This is a genomic window from Ruegeria sp. SATB027 (assembly GCF_059613825.1).
In genome coordinates, this window is the sequence record NZ_JBXWTH010000054.1 from 1 (window position 1) to 23,521 (window position 23,521).

Below are 23,521 nucleotides of genomic sequence, written 5' to 3' on the forward strand. Positions count from 1 at the left end.
GCTGACGACCCAGCTCAGACCGGATCGAGCCAAAAAGCTCAGGATCGCGGTCCGACAAGGACTGGGTGAAAAATCCGTCTGTTCGATGCGGGGCGTTCACAGTTTTGGTCTCCTGAAAATGGTTAGCCGGTCCAGCCAAGGCCAGCGGAAATGGCGTTCATGGATTGCAGCAGGGGCACGGGAACTGACCCTGCCTGCGGTTCGTTGCGGGCGTGTTGCAGCAGTTCGACCTGAAGAGCATGAATGCGGGCCAATTCGGCCTGTTTGCGGTCAAACCTCTCGCAAAGGCGGGGAAAGCGATGGCCGATGACCTGGCCACCGGTCAGAAACCGGATCGCTTTGCAGGCACGATCGTATTCCGCCTTGATCACCTGCGATACACGTTGGCGGATCTCGATATCAGAGACCAATTCGCCATACTGCGCTGCGATTTCCATATCCGTCTGATAGAGCGATTTTTCCATCTCATCGACGGCAAGGCGGAACAGGCGGGAGTGTCGAAACATGTCGTGCAACACGTCATCACCGCGCGCGCCGCGAAACTTGCGAAAACTGGCCATGGCGGTGCCGAACCCGTACCAGCCGGTGATCAGGTGGCGGTTCTGCGACCACGCAAAGACCCACGGAATGGCCCGCAGGTCATCCAGACTGGCCGCGCCAAACCGGCGGGTCGGGCGGGATCCCATTTTCAGGCGGGCAAGTTCTTGGACGGGGCTCGCCTGCTGGAAATAGTCCAGAAAACCCGGCATCTGCAAAAGCGAGACATAGGCTGTCTGTGACAACTCTGACAAAGCATCCAATGCGTCATCAAATTCAGGCCGTGAAGGCGCCTCGTCAAGGGTCGCCGTATGGCGCATCGTGCTTGACAGCAACAACTCCAGATGCGCCGCAGCCGTGCCCCGGTTGGCATATTTGGCCGAAACCACTTCGCCCTGTTCGGTCACGCGCAGCCGCCCGGCAACTGTTCCGCTGGGCTGCGCGGCGATGGCGCGTCCGGTCGGTGCACCGCCCCGACTGACCGAACCGCCGCGACCATGGAAAAACGTGACCTTGAAACCTTGCGAGGCCAGCGCCGAGACGATCCGGCGTTGGGCGCGCTCCAACTCCCATGTTGAGCAGAAATAGCCCCCGTCCTTGCCGCTGTCCGAATATCCCAGCATCACCTCGATTACCCGACCGTCGGTTTTGAGGCTGCGACGGGCAAGCGGGACAGCCAGAACGTCCAGCAGGATCGATGGGGCATTTCGCAAATCGGCAATCGTCTCGAACAATGGGACTACCGAAAGATCCAAAGTTTCGGAGCCAAACCCGGCATAGCGGGCCAATAGGTAGATACCGAGAATGTCGTCGGCCGAACGGGTCATGGACAGGATGAAGGGCCCTATTGCCTTGGGGTCCGGTCCCGATCGCACACCATGGACCAGAGCCAGAAGAGCAAGCAGTTCCCGCGCCTGATCGCTTAACGCATCGCGGTTTTGATAGGGCAGGTTCTGATCGGCCAGTTCGGTTCGCAAGCGGGCAGACCATTCGGCTGTGCCGTAAACCGGCACCTTTCCGCTATGCGACCAGATTTCGGCCAGAACGTCGGTTGTGACGGTCGAATTCTGGCGGATGTCCAGCGTTGTGGTCCGGAACCCGAAAACCGAAGCAGCCCGGCGCAGCGGACGGATATGCTGCCGCGCCAGAATATCCGCGTTGACCGCACATAAAGCGGTATCAAGCGTGTCGAGATCGCCTACGAATTGCGAGATGTGATCATATCCGTTGTTTGTCAGCCGATAACGAATGGCATTGAGTGCTTGCCTGAATGGTTCGTTCCGATTGCGCCCGGCGGTCGGGGCCCGGTCGACTATCGCTTGTACTTGCGTCCTGACAGGTTCAGGTAAAGGCAATATCAGCGCGCTGATGCTTAACCTGCTTGCGGCACGTTCGAGTGCCTGGCGGTATAGGTCCAGAACTGTTTCGTGTCCGCGTTTCAGCGCCAATGCGGTCATCTCGGTCGTGACATTTGGGTTGCCATCCCGGTCGCCGCCGATCCAGCTGTGAAAGCGGATATCGGGTGTATCGCTCAGCGTACGGCCCAGCACTTGCAGGCAGGCCTGATCGAAGCGGCCCATAACCTGCGGGACGGCGTCAAAGATTGCATCGCGGAAGAACTGCAACCCCCATTCGATCTCGTCGTGCAGGCTTGGGCGCGACAGGCGGAGTTCGCCGGTCAGCCATAGGAGATCAATCTCTCCTTCCAGACCATTCAGCAATTCGGCGTGTTCTGTCGGGGTCCAGCGTTGCGTTTCAAGACTGACGAGGTTGCGGTAGATACGCCGGTGAATTTCCAGAACCGTAACCCGCTTGGCTTCGGTCGGATGCGCGGTCAGCGTGGGACCGGTACACAGGTTAGCGGTCAGCTTTTCAACCTGGTTATAGGTCAGGGACAAGTCCGTCAGGGCTTCGGCAAAACCGCCTTCTACCGCTTCTGCGCCGTTTTGGGTTTCGGTCAATCGACGGTCCCGAACCTCGGCGTTTTCATCGATGATGCACAACAATTGGAACCAGATCGAAAGGGCCTGCAAATACGGCGTTGCTTCGGGTCCCGTGGGAATGGCTTGCAGCGGCGTGGCCTCGGCCCATGCCGCCACATGTGGCGCCCGTTTCAGCAATATGTTCCGCCACAACGCCCGCAATTCCGAGCGCAACCCTTCGGCATAGCTCGAGGGGTTGGGAGTGGGCTGCATATTCGGGGCCAGCGCTTGCATCAGATCACGCGGTCCCGGGGTTCGCGGCCTTCAAAGAAATCATTCAGGTTATCGAGAACCCGAAACCCCATCGCCTCGCGCGCTTCACGGGTGGCGCTGCCCAGATGTGGCAGCATCACGAGGTTGTCGCATTGCAGCAGGTCCGGGCTGATACGGGGTTCACCATCGAACACGTCCAGCGCGGCCCCGCCGATCATCTCGAACATCAGGGCCTGTATCAGCGCCCATTCGTCGATCACCTCACCGCGCGCGGTGTTGATCAGAAAGGCGTCGGGCTTCATCAGGCCCAGTCTGCGCGCGTTGATCAGATGGCGGTTTTCAGCCCCGCCGGGGCAATGCAGCGAGACGAAGTCGCATTGCGGCAGCAAGTCGTCAATCGAGGCCACCTGCGTTGCATTGCACCTGGCCAGCACATCCGGCGCTATCTGACTGCGGTTGTAGACGAGGATGTCCATGCCAAAGCCATGATGCGCACGCCGGGCCATCTCTTGCCCGATGCGGCCATAGCCGATGATGCCCAGCGTTTTGCCGCTGACCTTGGTTCCAACCAGATGCGTGGGCCGCCATCCGGTCCAGTTGCCGGACCGAAGCTCGCGCTCACCCTCGCCCGCGCGCCGGGCCACCATCAGCAGCAGGGTCATGGCGATATCAGCGGTGCATTCGGACAAAACATCGGGCGTGTTGGTCACGGTCATGCCCAGCTCACGCGCCGACGGTTCGCAGATGTGGCTGTATCCGACACCGTAATTGGCCAGGATCTTGGTCTGCGCACCAGGGACGTCCATTGCCTCGGCGCTCAGTGTGTCCGTTACAGTTGGCAGCACCGCGTCATAAGTTTTCAAGGCTTGCCGGATTTCGGCCGGGGACATGGGTTTGTCCCCGGTGTTCAGAACGGCGTTATAGGTCTCGGCCAGCTGCGCCTCGACGGCGGCAGGCCAGCGACGGGTCACAAGAACCGAGGGTTTGACCATCACGCGGCCTCCATCACACGGGCAATTGTTTCACCGATCACCGCGGGGTTTTCGGCAACGGTCACCCCGGCGGCGGACAGGATCTCGACCTTTTCGCTGGCGCTTTCGCCAAAGGCCGAGATGATCGCACCCGCGTGGCCCATGGTGCGGCCTTTCGGGGCGGTCAGCCCCGCGACATAGGCAATCACCGGCTTGGTGATGTGGTCGCGGATGTATTCGGCAGCTTCAGCTTCCTGTGGGCCGCCGATCTCGCCGATCATGGCGATGACATGGGTGTCCTCGTCCTCTTCGAACCGCTGCAGGATGTCCTTGAAGGATGACCCGTTGATCGGGTCGCCACCAATCCCGACACTGGTCGAGACACCGATGCCGCGTTCTTTCAGCTGCGCCGCAGCCTCATAGCCCAGCGTGCCCGAGCGGCCGATGATGCCGACATGGCCGGGCAGATAGATGTGACCCGGCATGATGCCCAGCAACGCCTTTCCGGGCGAGATCGTACCGGCACAGTTCGGCCCGGTCAGCACCATGCGTTTCTCTTTCGGATAGCGGTACATGTACCGTTTCACCCGGATCATGTCCTGCGCCGGAATCCCGTCGGTGATGCAGACGCAGTAGCGGATACCGGCATCTGCGGCTTCCATGATTGAATCAGCCGCAAATGGCGGGGGCACAAAAACAAGACTGGCATCCGCGCCGGTCGCCTCGACAGCCTGTTTGACGGTGTCAAAGACCGGAACACCTTCGACGGTTTCCCCGCCTTTGCCGGGTACGACGCCGCCCACGACATTGGTGCCATAGTTCAACATGTCCTTGGTATGGAACCGGGCCATGCGGCCGGTGATGCCTTGCACGATGACGCGAGAGTCACGGTCGAGAAGAATGCTCATTTCACAGCCCTCATCTTGGTGCCTTGAGTTAGGTCGTTTTTCCATGCGCCAACAGCGCGTTCTGCCGCCTCCATCAGCGTTGTGGCGCGAATGATCGGCAGGCCGGACTTGGCCAGAATCTTCTGACCCTCTTCGACGTTTGTTCCAGCCAGCCGCACGACGACGGGCAGATCGAGGTCAAGTTCCCGCAGCGCCTGAACGACGCCTTCGGCCACCCAGTCGCAGCGGTTGATACCGGCGAAGATGTTGACCAGAATGGCCTGAACATTATCGTCTGACAGGACCAGACGAAAAGCCTTGGCCACACGTTCGGGTGAGGCCCCGCCGCCGATGTCGAGGAAGTTTGCAGGCTCGCCACCGGCCAGCTTGATCGTGTCCATCGTGGCCATCGCCAGACCGGCACCGTTGACGATGCAGCCGATATTTCCGTCCAGCCCGACATAGGACAATCCGCGGTCGGCCGCGCGGCTTTCGCGCGGGTCTTCCTGGCTTTTGTCACGCAGTTCAGAGATTTGCGGATGGCGGAACAGGGCGTTGTCGTCAAAGCTCATCTTGGCGTCAAGCGCCAGCACCCGGTCGTCACCCGTGATGACCAACGGGTTGATCTCGACCATTGTCGCGTCAAGCTCGCTAAAGGCGGCATAGCAGCCCTGTAGCGTACGAACCATTTGCTGGATCAGCCTGGGTTCAAGCCCGAGGTTGAATGCGATCTCGCGCGCCTGAAATTCCTGAAGCCCAACCGCCGGTTCCACGATGGAGCGGACGATGCTTTCCGGGCGGTCAGCCGAGATATCCTCGATCTCCATCCCGCCCTCGGACGAGGCCACGATCATCACCCTTTGGCTGGACCGGTCGAGGACAAAACCCAGATAGATCTCGCGATCAATCGGCACGGCGGCTTCGACATAGACGCGATAGATGCCTTTGCCTTCGGGGCCGGTCTGGTGCGTGACCAGCTTGCGGCCAAACAGATCATCGCAGGCCTGATAGATTTCGTTTTCGGTGTTGCACAGCTTGACCCCTCCGGCCTTGCCGCGACCGCCTGCATGGACCTGCGCCTTGACGATCCATTTGTCACCGCCCAGCTCACGCGCCCGATAGGCCGCTTGTTCCGGACTGTAGGCCAGTGCGCCGGACGGTATGGCGACACCGAAATTCGAAAGAATTTCCTTTGCCTGATACTCGTGAATATCCATCTGATCCGCTCCTGTTTATGCAGCGATTGAGGTGCCGTAACGGCTTTCCAGCAGGTCTTCGATTGCGTCTTGGTCGACCGTTCCGCCCAGTTCTCGGATGGCTTCGGCGAACAGGCGCACGATTCGGCTGACGGCGTCGCGGTTCAATTGGTTGAGGATGCCGATGCGCACCTGCACGGGTGCGCTGAGCGTCGGCCAGATGCCAAACCCGCGCGCGCGGCAGTTCTGGACCAGCTCCATCTCGCGGCCAGCCAGTTCCGGGGGCAGGTTCAGCACGATCAGGCTGGGCATGTCGGAGGTGACCTCGCAGCCCATTTCGGTGACGGCGTCCCGCAGAACCTTCTCGTGCGTCTTGTACGATGCGGACCGCTTGGCCAGACCTTCCTGAAGGGTCAGGCGCAGGGATTCATGGAAGGCCGCAACGGCGTAGCCCGAATGGGTGCGGTGATAGGTGCCCTTTTCAACATCCTGCCCATCGACAATGCCCCAATGGCGGGCCTCAAAGATGGGATTGTGGACATAGGTATAGGCACCGGTGGTTTTCAGTGAGGTGATATAGGCGTCGGTAAAGCTGACAGGGGCATAGGTCAGCGGCAAGCAACACAGACCTTTCTGCGGGCAGGACGCCCATCCGGCGATACCCGGAAAATCGTCTGTCGAGAAGTCATCGACGCCCAGAGACGACACCGCATCGATCAGACCCATCGCGCCATGACGTTCGCACGCGTCGGAAAATCCGCGCAGGTCATTGATGCGACCCGATCCGGTTTCCCAATGCGCCATGAAAGCCCATTTCGGTTTGTGCTGCGCCAGCGTCGATTCGACCAGATCACCGGTGACCGGCTGGCCGTGCGGAACCTCGATCATGGTGACGCTGGCGGCCTGAGGTGCCATCGGGTTGGCTGCATGTTCTTCGGGCGTCGCCGCCTTGATCCGCAGGGTCAGCGCGTCGATCCCCGAGAATGTGCCGTTGGCAAAAGCAACGACCTTATCGCCAGGCATGACGGCCGAAAACATGGTGTCCAGGGCGCTCCAACCGGTGCCGGCAACAGCAAAGGTATAGGCGTTTTGGGTACCCCAGATTTTCCGCAGCATGTGCTTGCATTCGACCATCCCCCTAAGGACGTCACCCTGCATGTGATCGGCAACGCCTGCATCGGCAAAGGCCTTGAGGACGCGCGCATCTGTGTTGCCCGGCCCCGGCCCCGCAGCGAGGGTCTGAGGGATTTCGAGCGGAGGGAAAATCTGAAAAGTCATGGTCTGGCATCCTCGGCTGTTGGCCGGGCATTGCGGCCCGTTGTGTCAAGTTACCGAGCAGGAAACGCGAGCTTGCCTTATGACGCAACGTAACTTACTACTGCTTTTGGATGGCCAATAGGATGGGTCAGCTCCTACCCGTTTTGGTAAAAATACGAAGGTATACAAAGAAACGCCCTATCCTTATGGGTAGGTTTTTCCGGAATCGGGGTAAAATCATATGGTTGAGACACCGAACAAACCCATCGACATCATGCTGGCGGACGGCAACCCGCTGGTTCTGTCGGCCATGTCCGAAATATTCGAGCGAGACCCCCGATTCTCGCTGATGGCCACGTCAGCAACGGCCGAAGGGTTTCTGGGAACGGTGATGCGGGTTCCCGTTCAGGTTGGTGTCGTCGACTGGACACTTCCGGTTTTAGGGGCCGCCAAACTGATCGAGGTTCTGCGCGATCAGCCCAACGCCCCGCGCTTTGTCGTTTATGGCGACACTGGCGGCGATGTCCCGCGATTGGCGATGCAGGCGGGTGCGGCTGGATTTGCCGCCCGCACGGGCGAGGTTGAGGGTCTGCTGGAAACCTGCGCCAAAGTGGCAGCGGGTAAGATGGTGTTCCCGTTCATCGATATCCGTAAAATGCAACAGGACCCGATCCAGAGCCTGTCGCGTAAGGAGCGTGCGATTCTGGAGGCGCTGGCCCAGGGAATGTCGAACCGGGATCTGTCGAAGGAACTTCAGATTTCGACAAACACGGTCAAGTTTCACCTGTCCAACATCTACGAAAAGCTGAGTGTCAAAAACCGCACGCAGGCCATTGCGTATTTCTATTCGTCTCAGCAGTCACGAAACTAGACCGAAGGCGATTTGGATGCCGATGTTTCCGGGCAGGTTATTCGTCCAACTCTGACCAATTCTGGATACCGTCAGCAGCAAGAAACACAGTGCTTGTCCTGAGCGCTTTGCCGCGCGTGGCGGTATGCACAACCCTGCGTTGCTTCCGCGAATCCCCCAAACATGTTACCTTGGGTCACCTTTAATGATTTGACTTCTTTTTCTGACATCTCGTTTTTTTCAGCTCTTTCTTGAGAGGTGACGTTCATGTCCGACTCCAGCAGTGAGCCCCCGCGCATAACGCTGTCCATACCAAATCTTCGGCCAAACCCATCGATATCAGCGGAAATTTCCGGCACTGTCGCGGCTGGTGCGCACAGCGTTGAGGATCAGAAGCGGGTTGAGGCGGAAAAGCTCAAGGCATTGCGCCGCGGCGTCGGAATTGAGCTGTCCACGGAAGTGATCAACGATCTGGTCGACCGGCGTGTTCAGTCGACAGGCGCGGTTTTTCGCCAGCTTGCAACCATTCGCGAAGATCTGGCCGGAGGCTTTCTGGGGGCGGTCGTTCCCACCCTTGCCCCGAAACTGCGGGGGGAACTGATCAACCCGGACGGGACCCCTGCCGAACGCGTGATCGTCGAGGTCCTGCGCCCCACCTTTACCGCCAATGAAGGGATCGACAATGCGGATTTCTCGTGGGCTGTCAAAGCCGCCGTCACGGACGCGCGCGGTCTCTTCTCGGTTGATCTGCCCAATCTCCGCCTGCCGCAGAACGGCCTGCGGTTGCGGATCAGGGGTCAAAACACCACCCTGACAGAAGCCGTGCCGCGCGTTGACGCGCTGGACGGCGAAATGGGTCTTGTGGTGCTGGATCGCACGCTCCTCCCTTTGCAGCGTTCGATCGTCGGTGAGCTGGCCGATATCTTGCCTGTGGATCCCGAGGATGCTGAAGAAAACATATCCGATTTCACCGGTTCACAGGCCCCTATCGTGCTGGGCGAGGGCGATTGCGCGTCGGAGTACCGAACCGAAGGCGGCACGGTTTCACGGCGGCGCTATTCGGTTCTGTACCGACTGATTGATCCGCTCGTCGGGCCCAAGAATATCGTTCGAACGCGCCCCGTAGGCGGTGGCCGCTTTGTGACGACTATTCCGGGTACAACCTTTGCTCAGGCCAATCTGTCAGCCGAAACGCTGCTGGCCGCGTTCAACAATGACGGGGGTGATTGGGATTTTCGGGACCGGATTCCGATTGATGAACCCATTGATATTGAAGATTTCTTTGAAGATCTTGAAGAACGGCCGCAGGATGTGCCCAAAGCGTCAAGCCTTGCGCTTGGCTATATTGCCAAGATGCGGTCGACGGCTGTCCACGCTGGCATGTCTTTGGGTCGGCTGGTCTATTCCCTGCCGCTTGCCCCGGGAGAAGAGCAGCGGATAGTCGTGTCGGAACAGCGCGAAACACTGAGCGTACGTGAACGAGAGAGCCTGACATTTGAAGAACAACAGGAATTCGAGGAAGCCCGCGACACGTCCTTTGACAGTACGTTTGAAAGCGCGCTGGATGAGGTGATTCAGGGCACGTCCTCGTTTTCGACCCGCGCATCTTCAAAAAGCTTCGGGGGCGCAGGTGGCGTTGGTGGCGGCCTGTTCGGAGGCATCGGGGCCATCGTCGGCGGCGTGGGCTTCAGCGGCGCACGGTCCAGTTCGAATTCTTCCGGCAATTCGTCCAACACGCAGAACACGTCGCGCGATTTTCTGTCCGACACGCATGAGACATTCTCTGCCGCGCTTGAACGGGCGGCTTCGGTCAAGCGTAACTCGGCACGGACCAGTGTGCGCACTGCAACTGCGACGGATCGGCGGACGGCCACAACGAAATTCGTGGCCAACCGCAATCATTGCCACGCAATGACCATGCAATGGTTCGAAGTTCTGCGCGACTTTTCCCTGGAAACGCGTATCGAGGGGGTGCAGTTGGTGGTCTTTGTGCCCATGCAACTCATCCGCTTCCGCCGTCTGGGGCAAGGCGATCAGTTGCCGGGCAATGTCACCCGGTCCGGATTGCTGAGCCGGTACAAGGTCATCCTGCGCCATGCCGAAGTGTTCCGGCGCGTGTTCCGAAGCCGCCGCAGATTCCGCAGCGCACTGAAGCTGCTGGAAGAGTTTTATGCGGACAAGGACGCAACACCGCAGAACGCGCCCGGCGTCGCACAGGACATCGTCAGTTTCGAGGCGCAGGGCACGTTCATGCCCAATGATGACATTTCTGTCGTGATCTTCACGCAGGATGGCGACCGGGTCGGACCTGTTCCGCTGACCGGATCGCCGATAGACATCGACAACCTGCATGACCTGCCAGCGGAAACACGCGAGAACCTGCTTGTCCGGCTGGCTGATGCGCGGCGTGATCCGACCAAGCGCCGGACCTATACCGGGTCTGTGGCTTTGCCCCGTTCGGTCGAGCGGTCGGATATCGCGCGTGTCGAGCTGCGCAGGCGGACGGGTTCGTTTGCCTATTCGTTCTACACCGGTCCTGATCCCATCAACATTTTTAACATCTGGGAACATCTGGCCAATCTGGAAGATGCCGACGATCTGGATCGGGCCACCCGCAATATCAACCGCAGCCTTCGCACCACGATCTCGGGCTCGGACTTTGACGATCTGGTGGGTCCGCCCATGGTCAGCGAGTTTGAGGCGCGTATGAACGAAAACGCCCAGACCGTTGTTGATGACAATACGTTCCAGGCGCTGCCTGCCACCCTGCCCTATTCGGTGCAGGAAGTGCCGGACGTTCTGTCACGCCGGGATCTGCGCCGCATCGAAGAGATGTACCAGCATATTGTGGCCAACACCGTTCGCTATTCCCGCGTGATCTGGGCCAGCATGACGGACGAAGAACGTGCGATCCTGCTGGAGCGTTTCACCATCGGGGTACCGGAAGGTGGACTCGACGATGCCTCAAGCGAGATATCGCTGCTCAGTACCGTCCAGAACAAGGTGCTGGGGTTCTATGGCAATGCCATGATCATGCCCTTCTCGATCCCGCCCGATCTGGCCGACCGGATGGAGATGCGGACCGGTGACATTCAGGACAGTCTGCTGGCCTTCCATCGCGAGGATTTCCGGCCACCGCGCCGCACGATTTCACTGCCGACCAGAGGACTGCTGGGCGAGGCCGTTCTGGGCCGCTGCAATTCCTGCGAGATGATCGACCACCGCCGCTTCTGGAACTGGCAGGACAGCCCGACACCGCCACCGGTTGGCGACGCGCCCGTCCTGCCTGCTGACAGTGACGCCATCTTTGGTACACGTGCGCCGTCAGACCTGCCGAACAACCAGCCTTCGAACACGCTGACCATTGCAGGGGGCGACATTGGCACCGGCCAGGCTGTGCCCACGTCGCAACTGGCCGAAATCCTCAAGGCTGCGCCCGATCTTGCGCGGGCGGGAACCGATCTGACGGGCCTGAAGGAATTGCAAGCGCAGTTGGCGCTTGAAACGCAATCGGTTGCCGCTGGTCGGGACAAGGCCATCGACACGGCGACGGATCTGACCAAGGAGCTGGTTGGAAAGGCCACGGAACTTGCGGGTAAAGGTCAGGAAATCGCTGCCGCCCGCAAAGACGAAGAGGCCAAGAAAGCCGCTGCTGACAAGAAAGCATTCGACGCCAGCAATGCCGCTAAGATCAAGGGGTTTGAGGATATCGCCAAGAACGCCTCGGGTGTTTCAGCGCTGATCGGTGGGCAACCGGATGGCAACCGGGCCGGTTTCGTTCAAAACCTGTTCAAGGATTTCCCCGGCGGGGCTGCTGCTTTGGCCAACCCATCCAACACGCTGCTTCTGGCCAAGCTTTTCGGGGCCTTCACCAAGGCAAATGCGGATGCTGATGACGGCAGCGCGACCAAGGCCGGCAGCCAGTCGGTGCTGGATTTCCTCAATGGCCTGAACGCTCCTGCGGAGGATGACAATGAGTGACACGAGCACAAATGTGACGGACAAACCGGGAATCGATGAAAGCCTTGCCGAGGCGATCATCAACATTCTTGAAACGACCAACTCTCCGGCGATCCAGCGTGCCCGTGAGGTGATTGCCCATAGGCTTGCCATTGCGGGCGATATTGCCCCATCGCGCATCCCTGCGCCGCGCAACATCACCGAGATCGGCGGCTATATCAATCTGCTGAGCGAGTATGGTGAGGCCGAACAGCGCGCACGCATGATCGCGGCCGCTTTGGGTATTGCGGGACCGCAGATTTCGCTGCCGCAGCCGGGTGCCATTCCGCCGATGTCTTTCATCACCCGCGACGGGGCAAGGCCCGTAGGTCCGCAGCAGGCCAGTTTCCCGCTGAGCTTCACGATCCGTAGTGATTTCGTACCGGCCTTCGACAATGCGTTGCAGGAGATCGCGATACGTGGCGGTGCGGTGCCGATCCTGACACCTGTCAGGGTCCTGCCGGCCGCCGGATCGGGGCCTGTGACCGACGGTATTGCACAGCTGGCTTTGATCGGTCGAACCCTCAGCCTCGCACCGACCGCGGCGCTGCATGCCGTGGCCACCGACCCCCTGTCGCTCAGCCGTCCGACTGCGGGCGGCGGGTTCGAGGTTCTGGCACGGGTCATCGACGCCACCGCCCCGATTGCCGGGACCATCGCGGCGGCAGACTGGACAAGCTGGGAATGCGATGCTGCTGCCTGTTCCGAGGTTGACAGCAACGATGCGCGCTTTGCCCTTACACCGATCCTGAATGCGGCCGGTTGGCACCAGGCGGCTGATCCCGGCAATCCCACCAGCCTGTCCGATCCCGGCAGCTGGGCCGCGTGGCAGAACATCACCGGGCTTGTACCCGGCGTCACGCGGTTCGCGGATGAGCTGCAATTGCTGTACCCCGCGGAGATGCTCATCACCTCGCCGGTTTTCAATCAACTGGACAATGTCTGGACGGGAAGCGCATTCGCAGCGCCATAGCACCCCCCTGTGGCCGCAGCAAAGTGATTTGGCGGCACTAGGCTTTTGCGGTTACGCTTGAACAGGAAGGGCGCCATGCAAAACCCGGAACGTTTCGAAAAATTCTACTTTGCCAAAGTTGGCATGGGCGAAGCTTGCGGCTGCGCCGAGCGCATCATCGACGTTTTCGAGTTCAACCGAAAAGGTGGCGCGCAATCAAAACACCCGGTGAAACAGGACCGGCGCAGACGTCTGTCGTTTCGGGCATGGGCGGTCAGATATGGGCTTATGAGCCGAAAGCGGCACGGCTGAACCCGGATTGGTCCTGTCAGACAGAAACCAGTTTTCCGTCTCGCAAATCGAGCGCATCCGGTGCCAGTTCGGCGCGGAAGGCCGGGGAATGGCTGACAAGAAGGATCGCTTGCGGCAATGCCCGGAGGATTTCCAGCAGCCGGGCCTCGTTTCGTGGGTCCAGCGCGTTGGTGGGTTCATCAAGCAGCAGAACCTCGGGCTCCATCGCCAGAACGGTCGCCAGCGTAACCAGCCGTTTTTCACCCCCTGACAATTTGTGGGTGATGCGGTTCTTCAGATGCATCAGGTCCAGATCACTCAATACGTTTTCAACGATGGCAAGCGCTTCGTCGCGCGTTCTGCCCAGGTTGAGCGGGCCAAAGGCGATATCCTCGGCGACGGTCGGGCAGAACAGTTGATCATCCGCATCCTGAAACACAAGGCCCACCCGGCGGCGCACGTCGTGAAAATCGGCCTCTTGCACCCTTTGCTGACCAAAGATCGTGACCGTGCCGGACCGTGGGCGCTGCAAGCCAAGCGTGATGCGCAGCAAGGTCGATTTTCCCGCCCCGTTCGGACCAGTCAGCGACAGGCGTTGACCGGTGGACAGGCTGAGGCTGGCACCGTCAAGAACGGGTGGCTGACCGGGGTAGGCAAAGCAGATATCTTCAAGCGCAATCAGTGTCATGCCAAATCCAGTATGATCAGACCCGCGCAAAGGGCACCAAGACCTGCGGCAAAAACGATGTCCCTTCGGGTCAGGGCAAAGTCCTGAAGCAGCAGCATACGGCCTGAAAACCCCCGGCATTTCATCGCATCAAGTATGCGTTCGGATCTTTCGATCGCGCGCACCAGCATCATGCCCACGAGATAGCCAAAGCTGCGATAGGTGTGCCAGTTTGTTGCCGGGCGAAATCCGCGTACCTTCATGGCCGCGCGCAGGCGCAGGTATTCTTCCCGCAGAACCTCGATATAGCGGATGGTGAACATCAGAAGGTGAACCAGCTTTTCGGGGCAGCGCAGGCGGTGCAGGGCGTGGCCAAGAGTGACCGGCTCCATCGTGCCGACCAGCACCATAAGGGACAGGATGACGGCGTTGGCCGTCAGAGCAATCTCGACCGCTTTCCAGAAACCCTGCCAGCTTGCGGGAAACCCCCAGAGCGTGAACATCGGGTCGCCGGGCATGGAGAATGGCAACAGCACCAGCATGAAAAGGATGAACCCATCCATCATGGCCATGCGTTTCAACGTTTTCCGCCAGGGCAGACGCGACGCGGCAAGAAGCGAAAGGGACACCGCCAAAGCCGCGCACAGCGCCGTCAGCGAGGACACCGCCACAGTCACCACCGCGAAGACAACCGTCATCACGATCCGCATCCTTGGATCAAGCGGGTTGATCGCGCCGCGCCGCTGCGCGCCCGCTTTGACCAGCGTGTTTTCCTGTTGCCCCAGAACGTGAGCCATCAGGCCGCCAGCTTGCGGCGTGCCGCAAAATAAAAGCCCAAACCGAACAGACCGACGATATATCCGATCCCACCCAGAACAGTTTGCAGGTCATTTTGTTCGCGGTAGGCGGCGATTTCCCGACGCAGCGGGCGCAGCTCATCCCGCACGGCCCTGGCAATGACCTGTTGTTGTTCATCGCTGAGCACCGCCGCTGTCTGGGCAGGTGCGTTTGTCGGCGCGGTGTCGGGTTCCGCTTCAACGCCCATGATCCGGGCGACATCCGCAGCGGGCATGGTGACCTCGGCCACATGCCCGGCACCAAGGTTTGCAAAGAAAGTATGGGCCACCGGCGCGTTTGGCGTGTAGATAAAGAACCCGTCTGCATCTGTTACGATACGGCCCAGCTCGACACCGTCCGGGCCGTTGACGATGACCTCGGCCCCGCTTGCCATGTCGCCGTTGGAAAAGCCGATTTCGCCTTCGATGGCGTCACCGGATTCAAACACTCCGGCGATGACCTTATGCGCCAAGGCAGGTACGGGTGCGCAGCACAGCACCAGAATGATCGCCAGGTACCTCACGCGACCGCTCCTTTGACAAACAGCTCGGGCTTGACCTTGCGCGCCAGCAAAACCGCGAACCCGGTCAGGATCGCCTCGATCGCCATGACAGGAATATGTGCAAAGAAAACAAGCTTGGCCGCTGGCAGGAATGCATCCCCGGACAGGGCCAGTGAAAACGCAACCATGCCGGTTGTGGCGGCGATGGCAAAGGCACCGCCGACCCCGCCCCATATCGCACCTTGCAGAGGTGAGTCATGGGCGATCAAGCGGCCAAAGATCAGCCCGGCCAAAACCGCGGGCAACGCGATGTTCAGGGTGTTGATCCCCAATACCGTCAACCCGCCAAAGCCAAAGAAGACGGCCTGCAGCAAAAGCCCGACGAACAAGGCCGGGAATGCGGCCCAGCCCAACAAAAGCCCGGCCATACCGTTGAGGATCAGATGCACTGACGAAGGGCCAATCGGCACATGAATCAGCGATGCCACGAAAAAGCTGGCAGACAGCACCCCCGCAGTGGGGATGCGATCAAGATCCAGCGACCTGAGGCCCATGGCAATTCCACCCGCAGCAGCGACTGCACCGCCGATCACGACCGGGTTGGACAAGGCTCCGTCAACGATGTGCATCTACGGTTACTCCAAATCCCAGGCGCGGATCCAGATGACCGCGTCCTGGCTTAGTTCTTTGCCGTTGTGTTCGGTCACGGGACCGGCGCCGAGCGCTGCAAAACCCCAATAGCCGGCTTTTGGAACGCCGAACGTGAAATACCCGTTATCATCCGAAATTGCGACCAATGCACCACCCGGCATCGGCGAGACCGTCGGAGCCGAGGCGGCAGCGCTTTCCATGTCCGGTTCTGCGGCCATGTACTCGATCTCGATCTCGGCACCCGCAACCGGTTGGCCTTCGGCCATAACCCGACCTGTAAACGTCGAACCCGCGATGATGTTGGTTGGTTTGGTGAGCGGGATGATCTCAATCGGCAGGCCCACCGGGTTCATCCAGTCGGTCGGCAGTTCGTTGCGGTTCAGGAATGCCTTGGCGATCTGCTGGATATAGATATCCTCGGATTCCTCATAATAGGGCTGGGGAACAGTCACCAACACATAGTCGCCCGACCGTTTGACGGGAACATAACCTTTGAATGCCGCGCCTTCGTTTTCGCCACCGGCGAAACGTACGGGTTCCAGGGTATCCAGCAGGTCGGTTTTCTGACCGTTGTGGATCACGTAGAATTCCTGCGGCTTGCCCAGATCCATGACATGCCCGTTCGAGAACGGATGCCAAAAGATCAGCTTGACCGGAACATTCCCCGGTGCGTCGATCATGGTGTCAGCGGTGTATTCCAGCAGGAAATGCGCATTTGCGATCGCTGGAAGCGCTATCGCCACAGCGGCTGCGGAAAGCAGCTTGGTCATCAATAGTCGTCCTTGTCCCATCGCACCAACCCCGGTACGAGATGCGTTTTGACTGCGGGGATGTCCAAGCTAAGCTGCTTTTTCAAGCATCCTGCTCCGACGCACATCCCGTCGCCGATTAGGAGTGCCCTTGTCAAAGGCACATGTCCGGCAGGTATCCTGACTTGCGGGTCAAAGCGTTGGGCTGGCCTTCCCGGGTTAACACCAGTGGCACTTCAGCCCTGCTCGCCGCTTACAGTTGCGGGTGCAGTTGCGGAATTGGGCCAAAGCCCGCACCGCATTCCCTATTGATTCCTGAGCACGCCCCGGAACCGGACATGCCGAGCGGCTTGCCAGACTTCTTCGGCATCCGTCAACGATCAATTGCGCTGGCTGTCAAAAAGTTTAGCGGGCAATGCCCTTTTTCCGACGGATCTGCTTTGGATAAAGGTCGGGGTTTTTCGGGAATGAACCTACCCTTCGAGCAGGTATCTTTCCGACAATGGCAAACTGGCCGCCCCCAATGAGCGGGCATCCGGGCCTGCCGTCCCCACCTGCACCAAGGGCCGTTCAAGCCCGGTCAGGTTCATGTCAGATAGTTTGACCTCAACCAATTCCACCAGCCGCGCCTTGATGCCTGCGGGCATCCAGCCATCAATCTTGACAGATTCGAAGTCGATCAGGCTGCAAGACGAGACGATGGCATGTGCGATCCCGTGCGCCGCCTGTTTCAACCAGTTCTCAAGGTGGGTTTCCGGTATGTCCCAATGCTGTGTCGTTTCCCAGATTGAGCCGGCTGTTTTGGCATTCCCACCAACTGCGCGCTCCAGCACATAAAGACTGGCGACATCTATCAATGGTTTCACTCCGCCTGCGTCGTCCGGCACAGGCAATGGACCAAGCGCACCGGCGTTTCCCCGCCCTGAAAAGATGGAACCGTTCAGAACCACCCCGCCCCCGATGAAGAAGCCCACATAAAAATACAGGAAATCTCGTGGGCCTTCCGCCGGGCCAAACACCAGCTCGGCACCGCAAGCGGCCGTTGCGTCGTTCTGCAGGAATACCGGCAAGTCATAGCTTGCGGCCAGTGCGCCTTTCAGGTCCGCGTCACGCCACGGATCCATTTTCTCCTGCGGAACCTGCAATGTCTGCGCCCAGTCCCAAAGGTAGAACGGCATCGCAATCCCAAGACCCGCGATCCGGCTGCGCGCCTCGGGCGACAGTGACGCCATCACTTTGTCGAGGCTTTCTTTGGAAAAGCTCAATGTCGCCTCGGGCGTCGGAAAATCATAAGTCCGCCGCTCACGGTGCCTGACATTGCCAAGGAAATCCGTCAGCACCAATTCGGTACTGCGCCGCCCGACTTTGAGCCCGAAGAAATAAGCGCCTTCCGGGTTCAGGCGCATGGGAACCGAGGGCTGTCCGACTTTTCCCCGGACCGGTTCGCCGCGCAGAAGCAGCCCATCGGTTTCCAACTGGCGCATGATGACCGAGACCGTCTGCGCCGACAGCCCGGTCATCCGCGCGATTTCAGATTTTGCGAGGGCCTGATGGCGCCGGACCAGTGACAGGACAAGCCGTTCATTTCGGGCCCGCATTCCACTTTGGTTGGTGCCGCGCATATCTGGCTCGCGTACGCCAGTGGTATTGTCCAAAGAGTTCATTGCAGACACGGCCATCCCCTTCATGACGACAATGTTGAAACCCTTCCTTTCTGTCAATAATAAATAAGAGTGATTTATTTATTGACTCGAAATTGGAATCTTGTGATGGTTTTCACGTTCGATCGGGCCGGTTTTCGCCCGATCAAACGTATGCCCGGACGGGCATTGGGAAAACTGGGAGGACTACCGATGAAACTTGCGAAACTTGCAGGCGCCACGGCGCTGGCGGTTACGGCCATGGCAAGCAGTGCAATGGCCGAAGGTGAAACCGTTTGCCTGATCACCAAGACGGATACCAACCCTTTCTTTGTTAAAATGAGAGAGGGTGCGACCGCTAAAGCCGAAGAGCTTGGCATGACGCTGAAGGCCTTTGCCGGCAAAGTCGACGGCGACCACGAAACTCAGGTTCAGGCCATTGAAACCTGCATTCTGGATGGCGCAAAGGGTATCCTGCTGACCGCGTCGGATACGTCGTCCATCGTTCCGGCGGTGCAGCAGGCCCGCGATGCCGGGCTGCTGGTGATTGCGCTGGACACCCCGCTTGAGCCTATCGACTCGGCCGACGCGACCTTTGCCACCGACAATTTCCTTGCGGGGCTTCTGATCGGACAATGGGCAAAAGCCACTCTGGGAGATGCGGCAAACGACGCCAAAATCGCCACGTTGGACCTTGCGGTCAGCCAGCCCACTGTGGATGTGCTTCGCAATCAGGGGTTCCTGCAGGGGTTCGGTGTTGATCTGGCCGATCCGAACGTGATTGGCGATGAAGACGACCCGCGTCTTGTTGGCAGCGATGTCACCGCTGGCAACGAAGAAGGCGGCCGCCGCGCGATGGAAAACCTGCTGGCCAAAGATCCGATGATCAACGTGGTGCACACCATCAACGAACCGGCGGCAGCGGGCGCTTACGAGGCGCTCAAGGCTATAGGACGCGAGAATGACGTGCTGATCGTTTCCGTCGATGGCGGTTGCCCCGGCGTGCAGAACGTGGCGGACGGGGTCATCGGCGCAACATCCCAGCAATACCCGTTGCTGATGGCATCGCTGGGCGTTGAGGCTGTCAAGAAATGGGCGGACGAAGGGACGAAACCCGAGAACACACCCGGTAAGGACTTTTTTGACACTGGCGTGGCGCTTGTGACGGATAAGGCCGCCGACGGCGTCGAGTCCATCTCGGTTCAGGAAGGCATGGACCTCTGCTGGGGTTAAGCTGAACGTGTGGAAGGCCGCTACGCGGCCTTCCACTTGTCAAAACCACCCACACGCCTGAAACCTTGCTAAAGTCGTCATAAACCTGACGCTTTGGGGGAAGTTCCATGTCCGATTCTTCACGACAAGCCGACGATTTCGAAACCGCCGCAAAGGGCAGCCCTGAGCAAGTTGCCGAATTTGACGATCACCAACGCGGATTTGTCGGAACGGTTCAGCATTTTCTGCATGTGAACCCGTCGCTGGTCCCGCTGATCGTCCTTGTCGCTGCAATCGTCATCTTTGGTGTCTTGCTGGGCCCCAAGTTCTTTTCGCCCTTTGCGCTGACATTGATCCTGCAACAGGTTCAGATCGTCGGGATCGTGGCCGCGGCGCAGAGCCTTGTGATCCTGACCGCAGGCATCGACCTGAGTGTTGGGGCCATCATGGTGATGTCGTCGGTTGTGATGGGGCAATTCACTTTCCGCTATGGAATGCCACCTTCGGTTGCGATTGTGTGCGGCCTTGCTGTTGGCTCGGCAATCGGGGCCTTGAACGGGTTTCTGGTCAGTCGCATCAAGCTGCCGCCATTCATCGTCACCCTTGGCATGTGGCAGATCGTTCTTGCGGCGAATTTCCTTTATTCACAAAACGAAACGATCCGGTCGCAGGAGATCGAGGAACACGCCGCCATCCTGCAACTGTTTGGTGCCAAGTTTAACGTGGGCGGGGCGGTGTTTACCGTTGGTGTTGTCTTCATGCTGGCGCTGATCCTCGTCCTTGCATACGCGTTGCGGCACACGGCCTGGGGCAGGCATGTCTATGCCGTCGGGGATGACCCCGAAGCGGCAGAATTGTCTGGTGTCAACGTGCACCGCACGCTGATATCCGTGTACATGCTGTCCGGGCTGATCTGCGCCTTTGCGGGCTGGGCCCTGATTGGCCGGATCGGGTCGGTTTCGCCAACCTCGGGCCAGCTGGCCAATATCGAAAGCATTACCGCGGTCGTGATCGGGGGGATATCTCTGTTTGGCGGTCGCGGGTCTATTCTGGGGTCCCTGTTCGGTGCCCTGATCGTGGGTGTCTTTACGCTTGGGCTTCGGTTGCTGGGCGCGGATGCACAATGGACGTTCCTGCTGATCGGCATCCTTATCATCGCAGCGGTCGCGGTCGACCAGTGGATCAGAAAGGTAGCAGCCTGATGGAACCCATTCTCAAAGGACGGAACCTTGTGAAACGCTACGGCAAGGTGACTGCGCTGGATCACTGCGATTTTGACCTGATGCCGGGTGAGATTCTGGCAGTGATCGGCGACAATGGCGCGGGTAAGTCGACGCTGATCAAGGCAGTGTCGGGCGCAGTGACGCCAGACGAAGGCGATGTTTGGCTGGAAGGTCAAAAGGTGAATTTCCATTCCCCGATCGACGCGCGTGAAGCCGGTATTGAAACCGTCTACCAGACGCTTGCCATGTCCCCTGCCCTGTCGATTGCGGACAATATGTTCATGGGGCGGGAAATTCGGCGAAAGGGGCCGCTTGGGTCGTGGCTTCGAATGCTAGACCGTCCGGCGATGGAAAAGTTCGCCCGCGAAAAGCTGAGCGAACTGGGTCTGATGACCATCCAGAATATCAATCAGGCCGTCGAAACCCTGTCGGGTGGACAGCGCCAGGGCGTTGCCGTGGCACGCGCGGCGGCGTTCGGGTCCAAGGTCATCATTCTGGACGAACCGACAGCAGCACTGGGCGTAAAGGAAAGCCGCAGGGTCCTTGAACTGATCCAGGATGTGAAATCACGCGGCATTCCGATCATCCTGATCAGCCACAACATGCCTCATGTTTTCGAAGTCGCAGACCGGATTCACGTGCACAGGCTGGGAAAACGCCTGTGTGTGATTGACCCCAAGGACTATTCGATGTCCGACGCCGTAGCATTCATGACCGGGGCCAAGGACGCACCGCCCGAGGATCAGGCTGCATGACCGGTGGCGGCACCGCCCCTGACGTTCTGGCCGACAGCATCGTCGACGCCGTTGAGGCGCTGCCGCCGGCCCGACACCGGCAACTTGTCGCGATTGCCGGCCCGCCCGGATCCGGGAAAAGCACCATTGCCAGCCTTGCCACAGCCAAGCTGAACCGGCGCGGCGTGTCAGCTGGGCTTGTGCCAATGGACGGTTTTCACTTTGACAACGCGATCCTGAAAGAACGCGGGCTTTTCCCCCGCAAGGGCGCGCCTGAAACTTTCGATCTTGCCGGGTTTCATGCCTTGCTTGTGCGTTTGCGCACCGAAGATGAAGTTGCAATTCCGGGCTTCGACCGAAAGCTTGATCTGGCGATCGCTGCCCGATCAATGATCTCGCCTGATCAGCGGGTCGTTCTGGTTGAAGGCAATTACCTTTTGCTGGATGAACCGGGCTGGGTGGGCCTTCATCCCTTATGGGCGCTCAAGGTGTTTCTGGGCGTCGATCTGGCAACACTGGAAACCCGGCTCACCGACCGTTGGGTTGGGTTTGGGCTGGACAATCAGGCCGCAAGAGAGCGGGCGCTTTCAAACGACATTCCGAATGCCGAGCGGGTGATCCGGAACTCGGTACAAGGTGACCTGAACCTGTGACATCTTAGGGCGAGTCAGTCAGAGCGCCCGTGTCACCTGTCTAGTAGGTGGGCGGCACAAGACCGGCCTGAAACCATGTCACGAAAGATACGATAGAAAACACGGGCAGCCCTGTGGCGCGCTGAATATCGGGCGCGTAAGGGCACATATTCGTGCATTCCAGCACGATCGCGCCAAGATCGGGGTGTTCCGATGTCAGGGCCGTTGCGGCTTCGACATTGTCTTTGCGGGCCTTTTCCACATCAAGGCCAAGCTCATTTCCAAGGATCGCGCGGGTGAACTCCGCCCCGCCTTCGGTTGTGCCGATAGGCGTGTCCAATGGAACATTGGCGGCCAGCAAGTGATCTTGGGTCAGAGTAGAGGCTGATATGGTCAGAACCCCGGCACGTTTTCCCGCCGGCAGGATGCGGTTGACCATTTCAACCTGCATCAGGGACGATGTGGCCACCGGAACAGGCACAGACTGGGCCAATTCTTTTTGGAACAGCGACAGAAACCCGCAATTGGTTGTAATCCCGTCCACACCATCTTTGACAAGCTCCTGCGCCGCATCGATGAACACGTCGAGCATGCCTTCGGCTTTGCGCCGGACCACCCGATCCGGTGAGGCATCACGCACAATGCGGTAGTGAACCGGAAAGGGCCAGGTCCGCGCGTTGCCCATATCGCCGGGAATGCGGGGAAAGCGGGCATCCAGCATCAGAATGCCCACAGACGCGCCGTAGATGGATTTTCCGCCCTGCACGATCATCCCTCAACCTCCTCGATGATACGGGTCGAGATATCGTCTGACCCTTCCATGTAGATGTTCGAAATCCCGTGACGCACGGCATCCTGCACCTGATCCATACGTTTGGAGATATGGGCAGCCAGAGCCCGAGCGGCCTCATCCGCGTTCCGGTCCATCAAAGCCTGCATGACGCGTTTGTGTTCGTCCTTTGAGCGTTGCACGCGGTCCAGGCTCATGGAAATCCAACGGATATAGCGGATACGGTCGTTGATCCGCGTCAGGGTTTGCAACAATTCCATATTCCCCGACAGCTTCGCGATACCCAAATGAAACGCCTCATCCCGGTTGACGGCTTCTTCGACAGTCAGACCGGTGATGTCGATGCCCGTTGCGTAAAGCTCGTCCCGCAGCAATTGCAGGTCGTGGTCCGATGCCTTGGCACAGGCCGCACGCGCCGCCGCTGTTTCGATGATCTGGCGCAGTTCGAATAGGTCGAACACGCTTTGCGCGTCCAGCGGGCGGCAGAAAAAGCCTTGTCCGGGGCGGAAGTCGAAAAGCCGTTCGGCAACCAGACGGTTCAACGCCTCGCGCAGCGGGGTGCGGCTGACGCCCAGATCCCTGGACAACGCCACTTCGTTCAGGCGGTCGCCGGGGCGCAGGCGAAACGAAACCGCCATCGCCTTGACCTGATCATAGATATCATCGACGCGCGGCCCCGCCATTACCCCTGCCCTTCTTCGTTTGAATCACAGGTGCCACACGCTGAGCTTGAAATCAATATACAAAAC

Annotated in this window: 22 protein-coding genes and 1 riboswitch; of the genes, 8 read left to right on the forward strand and 14 right to left on the reverse strand. The window is 59.4% G+C overall.

Annotated features, from left to right (window positions below; all coding sequences use genetic code 11):
- Positions 1–122 precede the first annotated feature (122 nt).
- From AC2FPW_RS16085 to AC2FPW_RS16105, 5 genes are read right to left on the reverse strand one after another with little or no spacing between them, the layout of a single operon-like run.
- Positions 123–2,753, reverse strand: coding sequence for a phosphoenolpyruvate carboxylase (locus tag AC2FPW_RS16085; RefSeq protein WP_496814526.1), 2,631 nt, complete (start codon positions 2,751–2,753; stop codon positions 123–125).
- Complete coding sequence (locus AC2FPW_RS16090) at positions 2,753–3,724, reverse strand: 2-hydroxyacid dehydrogenase (RefSeq protein ID WP_480489218.1); 972 nt, start codon at positions 3,722–3,724, stop codon at positions 2,753–2,755. Before AC2FPW_RS16090 ends, AC2FPW_RS16085 begins: the two co-directional genes overlap by 1 nt.
- Positions 3,724–4,611 carry a succinate--CoA ligase subunit alpha gene (gene sucD, locus AC2FPW_RS16095; RefSeq protein WP_209508187.1) on the reverse strand — a complete coding sequence of 296 codons (888 nt, stop codon included), beginning with the start codon at positions 4,609–4,611 and terminating at the stop codon, positions 3,724–3,726. Before sucD ends, AC2FPW_RS16090 begins: the two co-directional genes overlap by 1 nt.
- The gene (locus AC2FPW_RS16100) at positions 4,608–5,807 is read right to left on the reverse strand and encodes a malate--CoA ligase subunit beta (protein WP_267365650.1); all 1,200 of its coding nucleotides are present in this window, start codon (positions 5,805–5,807) and stop codon (positions 4,608–4,610) included. The genes sucD and AC2FPW_RS16100 overlap by 4 nt, the downstream gene beginning before the upstream one ends.
- A 15-nt stretch (positions 5,808–5,822) precedes the next feature.
- Positions 5,823–7,064: a pyridoxal-phosphate-dependent aminotransferase family protein gene (locus AC2FPW_RS16105; RefSeq protein ID WP_496814527.1), complete on the reverse strand. Its 1,242-nt coding sequence runs from the start codon at positions 7,062–7,064 to the stop codon at positions 5,823–5,825.
- A 220-nt stretch (positions 7,065–7,284) separates the two neighbouring features.
- Between AC2FPW_RS16105 and AC2FPW_RS16110 the strand changes: the two genes are divergently transcribed.
- Positions 7,285–7,914 carry a response regulator transcription factor gene (locus tag AC2FPW_RS16110; protein ID WP_267365646.1) on the forward strand — a complete coding sequence of 210 codons (630 nt, stop codon included), beginning with the start codon at positions 7,285–7,287 and terminating at the stop codon, positions 7,912–7,914.
- Between the two features lie 71 nt (positions 7,915–7,985).
- On the opposite strand, the gene AC2FPW_RS16115 is transcribed toward AC2FPW_RS16110, so the two are convergent.
- Complete coding sequence (locus AC2FPW_RS16115) at positions 7,986–8,162, reverse strand: hypothetical protein (RefSeq protein ID WP_496814529.1); 177 nt, start codon at positions 8,160–8,162, stop codon at positions 7,986–7,988.
- Here AC2FPW_RS16115 and AC2FPW_RS16120 point away from each other — a divergent pair.
- The 3 genes from AC2FPW_RS16120 to AC2FPW_RS16130 all read left to right on the forward strand — a co-directional run bounded on the left by AC2FPW_RS16120 (position 8,161) and on the right by AC2FPW_RS16130 (position 13,156).
- A complete protein-coding gene (locus tag AC2FPW_RS16120; protein ID WP_496814530.1) occupies positions 8,161–11,874 on the forward strand; it encodes a hypothetical protein in 3,714 nt (1,237 codons plus the stop codon). The genes AC2FPW_RS16115 and AC2FPW_RS16120 overlap by 2 nt on opposite strands.
- Positions 11,867–12,865: a hypothetical protein gene (locus tag AC2FPW_RS16125; protein WP_496814531.1), complete on the forward strand. Its 999-nt coding sequence runs from the start codon at positions 11,867–11,869 to the stop codon at positions 12,863–12,865. Before AC2FPW_RS16120 ends, AC2FPW_RS16125 begins: the two co-directional genes overlap by 8 nt.
- A 75-nt stretch (positions 12,866–12,940) precedes the next feature.
- Complete coding sequence (locus AC2FPW_RS16130) at positions 12,941–13,156, forward strand: hypothetical protein (RefSeq protein ID WP_267367721.1); 216 nt, start codon at positions 12,941–12,943, stop codon at positions 13,154–13,156.
- Between the two features lie 16 nt (positions 13,157–13,172).
- Here AC2FPW_RS16130 and AC2FPW_RS16135 read toward each other — a convergent pair whose 3' ends face one another.
- The 6 genes from AC2FPW_RS16135 to AC2FPW_RS16160 form a co-directional block, all read right to left on the reverse strand.
- The gene (locus tag AC2FPW_RS16135) at positions 13,173–13,823 is read right to left on the reverse strand and encodes an energy-coupling factor ABC transporter ATP-binding protein (RefSeq protein WP_496814532.1); all 651 of its coding nucleotides are present in this window, start codon (positions 13,821–13,823) and stop codon (positions 13,173–13,175) included.
- On the reverse strand, positions 13,820–14,599 hold the full coding sequence (gene cbiQ / locus AC2FPW_RS16140) for a cobalt ECF transporter T component CbiQ (RefSeq protein ID WP_496814534.1): 780 nt from the start codon (positions 14,597–14,599) through the stop codon (positions 13,820–13,822). Before cbiQ ends, AC2FPW_RS16135 begins: the two co-directional genes overlap by 4 nt.
- Positions 14,599–15,162 carry a NikL family nickel/cobalt ECF transporter subunit gene (locus tag AC2FPW_RS16145; protein WP_496814535.1) on the reverse strand — a complete coding sequence of 188 codons (564 nt, stop codon included), beginning with the start codon at positions 15,160–15,162 and terminating at the stop codon, positions 14,599–14,601. Before AC2FPW_RS16145 ends, cbiQ begins: the two co-directional genes overlap by 1 nt.
- Complete coding sequence (gene cbiM, locus AC2FPW_RS16150) at positions 15,159–15,770, reverse strand: cobalt transporter CbiM (protein ID WP_496814536.1); 612 nt, start codon at positions 15,768–15,770, stop codon at positions 15,159–15,161. The genes AC2FPW_RS16145 and cbiM overlap by 4 nt, the downstream gene beginning before the upstream one ends.
- A 6-nt stretch (positions 15,771–15,776) precedes the next feature.
- Positions 15,777–16,562 (reverse strand): DUF4198 domain-containing protein, encoded by a 786-nt coding sequence (locus AC2FPW_RS16155; protein WP_496814537.1) that lies wholly within the window; start codon positions 16,560–16,562, stop codon positions 15,777–15,779.
- A gap of 132 nt (positions 16,563–16,694) precedes the next feature.
- Positions 16,695–16,893, reverse strand: a riboswitch (cobalamin riboswitch).
- A gap of 121 nt (positions 16,894–17,014) precedes the next feature.
- The gene (locus tag AC2FPW_RS16160; RefSeq protein WP_496814549.1) at positions 17,015–18,205 is read right to left on the reverse strand and encodes an ROK family transcriptional regulator; all 1,191 of its coding nucleotides are present in this window, start codon (positions 18,203–18,205) and stop codon (positions 17,015–17,017) included.
- Between the two features lie 189 nt (positions 18,206–18,394).
- On the opposite strand from AC2FPW_RS16160, the gene AC2FPW_RS16165 reads away from it, so the two are divergent.
- The 4 genes from AC2FPW_RS16165 to AC2FPW_RS16180 all read left to right on the forward strand — a co-directional run bounded on the left by AC2FPW_RS16165 (position 18,395) and on the right by AC2FPW_RS16180 (position 22,003).
- Positions 18,395–19,414: a sugar ABC transporter substrate-binding protein gene (locus AC2FPW_RS16165; protein ID WP_480489243.1), complete on the forward strand. Its 1,020-nt coding sequence runs from the start codon at positions 18,395–18,397 to the stop codon at positions 19,412–19,414.
- A 107-nt stretch (positions 19,415–19,521) separates the two neighbouring features.
- The gene (locus tag AC2FPW_RS16170) at positions 19,522–20,595 is read left to right on the forward strand and encodes an ABC transporter permease (RefSeq protein WP_209508213.1); all 1,074 of its coding nucleotides are present in this window, start codon (positions 19,522–19,524) and stop codon (positions 20,593–20,595) included.
- Positions 20,595–21,371 carry an ATP-binding cassette domain-containing protein gene (locus AC2FPW_RS16175; RefSeq protein WP_480484881.1) on the forward strand — a complete coding sequence of 259 codons (777 nt, stop codon included), beginning with the start codon at positions 20,595–20,597 and terminating at the stop codon, positions 21,369–21,371. The genes AC2FPW_RS16170 and AC2FPW_RS16175 overlap by 1 nt, the downstream gene beginning before the upstream one ends.
- Positions 21,368–22,003: a nucleoside/nucleotide kinase family protein gene (locus AC2FPW_RS16180; protein WP_496814539.1), complete on the forward strand. Its 636-nt coding sequence runs from the start codon at positions 21,368–21,370 to the stop codon at positions 22,001–22,003. The genes AC2FPW_RS16175 and AC2FPW_RS16180 overlap by 4 nt, the downstream gene beginning before the upstream one ends.
- A 40-nt stretch (positions 22,004–22,043) precedes the next feature.
- Here AC2FPW_RS16180 and AC2FPW_RS16185 read toward each other — a convergent pair whose 3' ends face one another.
- Both AC2FPW_RS16185 and AC2FPW_RS16190 read right to left on the reverse strand, forming a co-directional pair.
- On the reverse strand, positions 22,044–22,754 hold the full coding sequence (locus AC2FPW_RS16185) for an aspartate/glutamate racemase family protein (RefSeq protein ID WP_496814540.1): 711 nt from the start codon (positions 22,752–22,754) through the stop codon (positions 22,044–22,046).
- A complete protein-coding gene (locus AC2FPW_RS16190) occupies positions 22,751–23,455 on the reverse strand; it encodes a GntR family transcriptional regulator (protein WP_496814541.1) in 705 nt (234 codons plus the stop codon). The genes AC2FPW_RS16185 and AC2FPW_RS16190 overlap by 4 nt, the downstream gene beginning before the upstream one ends.
- Between the last annotated feature and the right edge of the window lie 66 nt (positions 23,456–23,521).

Excerpts from the sequence above, each read along its gene's own strand:
- AC2FPW_RS16085 (WP_496814526.1), bottom strand. The coding sequence starts at position 2,753 with ATGCAAGCGCTGGCCCCGAATATGCAGCCCACTCCCAACCCCTCGAGC.
- AC2FPW_RS16090 (WP_480489218.1), bottom strand. The coding sequence starts at position 3,724 with ATGGTCAAACCCTCGGTTCTTGTGACCCGTCGCTGGCCTGCCGCCGTC.
- sucD (WP_209508187.1), bottom strand. The coding sequence starts at position 4,611 with ATGAGCATTCTTCTCGACCGTGACTCTCGCGTCATCGTGCAAGGCATC.
- AC2FPW_RS16100 (WP_267365650.1), bottom strand. The coding sequence starts at position 5,807 with ATGGATATTCACGAGTATCAGGCAAAGGAAATTCTTTCGAATTTCGGT.
- AC2FPW_RS16105 (WP_496814527.1), bottom strand. The coding sequence starts at position 7,064 with ATGACTTTTCAGATTTTCCCTCCGCTCGAAATCCCTCAGACCCTCGCT.
- AC2FPW_RS16110 (WP_267365646.1), top strand. The coding sequence starts at position 7,285 with ATGGTTGAGACACCGAACAAACCCATCGACATCATGCTGGCGGACGGC.
- AC2FPW_RS16120 (WP_496814530.1), top strand. The coding sequence starts at position 8,161 with ATGTCCGACTCCAGCAGTGAGCCCCCGCGCATAACGCTGTCCATACCA.
- AC2FPW_RS16115 (WP_496814529.1), bottom strand. The coding sequence starts at position 8,162 with ATGAACGTCACCTCTCAAGAAAGAGCTGAAAAAAACGAGATGTCAGAA.
- AC2FPW_RS16125 (WP_496814531.1), top strand. The coding sequence starts at position 11,867 with ATGAGTGACACGAGCACAAATGTGACGGACAAACCGGGAATCGATGAA.
- AC2FPW_RS16130 (WP_267367721.1), top strand. The coding sequence starts at position 12,941 with ATGCAAAACCCGGAACGTTTCGAAAAATTCTACTTTGCCAAAGTTGGC.
- AC2FPW_RS16135 (WP_496814532.1), bottom strand. The coding sequence starts at position 13,823 with ATGACACTGATTGCGCTTGAAGATATCTGCTTTGCCTACCCCGGTCAG.
- cbiQ (WP_496814534.1), bottom strand. The coding sequence starts at position 14,599 with ATGGCTCACGTTCTGGGGCAACAGGAAAACACGCTGGTCAAAGCGGGC.
- cbiM (WP_496814536.1), bottom strand. The coding sequence starts at position 15,770 with ATGCACATCGTTGACGGAGCCTTGTCCAACCCGGTCGTGATCGGCGGT.
- AC2FPW_RS16155 (WP_496814537.1), bottom strand. The coding sequence starts at position 16,562 with ATGACCAAGCTGCTTTCCGCAGCCGCTGTGGCGATAGCGCTTCCAGCG.
- AC2FPW_RS16160 (WP_496814549.1), bottom strand. The coding sequence starts at position 18,205 with ATGAACTCTTTGGACAATACCACTGGCGTACGCGAGCCAGATATGCGC.
- AC2FPW_RS16165 (WP_480489243.1), top strand. The coding sequence starts at position 18,395 with ATGAAACTTGCGAAACTTGCAGGCGCCACGGCGCTGGCGGTTACGGCC.
- AC2FPW_RS16170 (WP_209508213.1), top strand. The coding sequence starts at position 19,522 with ATGTCCGATTCTTCACGACAAGCCGACGATTTCGAAACCGCCGCAAAG.
- AC2FPW_RS16175 (WP_480484881.1), top strand. The coding sequence starts at position 20,595 with ATGGAACCCATTCTCAAAGGACGGAACCTTGTGAAACGCTACGGCAAG.
- AC2FPW_RS16180 (WP_496814539.1), top strand. The coding sequence starts at position 21,368 with ATGACCGGTGGCGGCACCGCCCCTGACGTTCTGGCCGACAGCATCGTC.
- AC2FPW_RS16185 (WP_496814540.1), bottom strand. The coding sequence starts at position 22,754 with ATGATCGTGCAGGGCGGAAAATCCATCTACGGCGCGTCTGTGGGCATT.
- AC2FPW_RS16190 (WP_496814541.1), bottom strand. The coding sequence starts at position 23,455 with ATGGCGGGGCCGCGCGTCGATGATATCTATGATCAGGTCAAGGCGATG.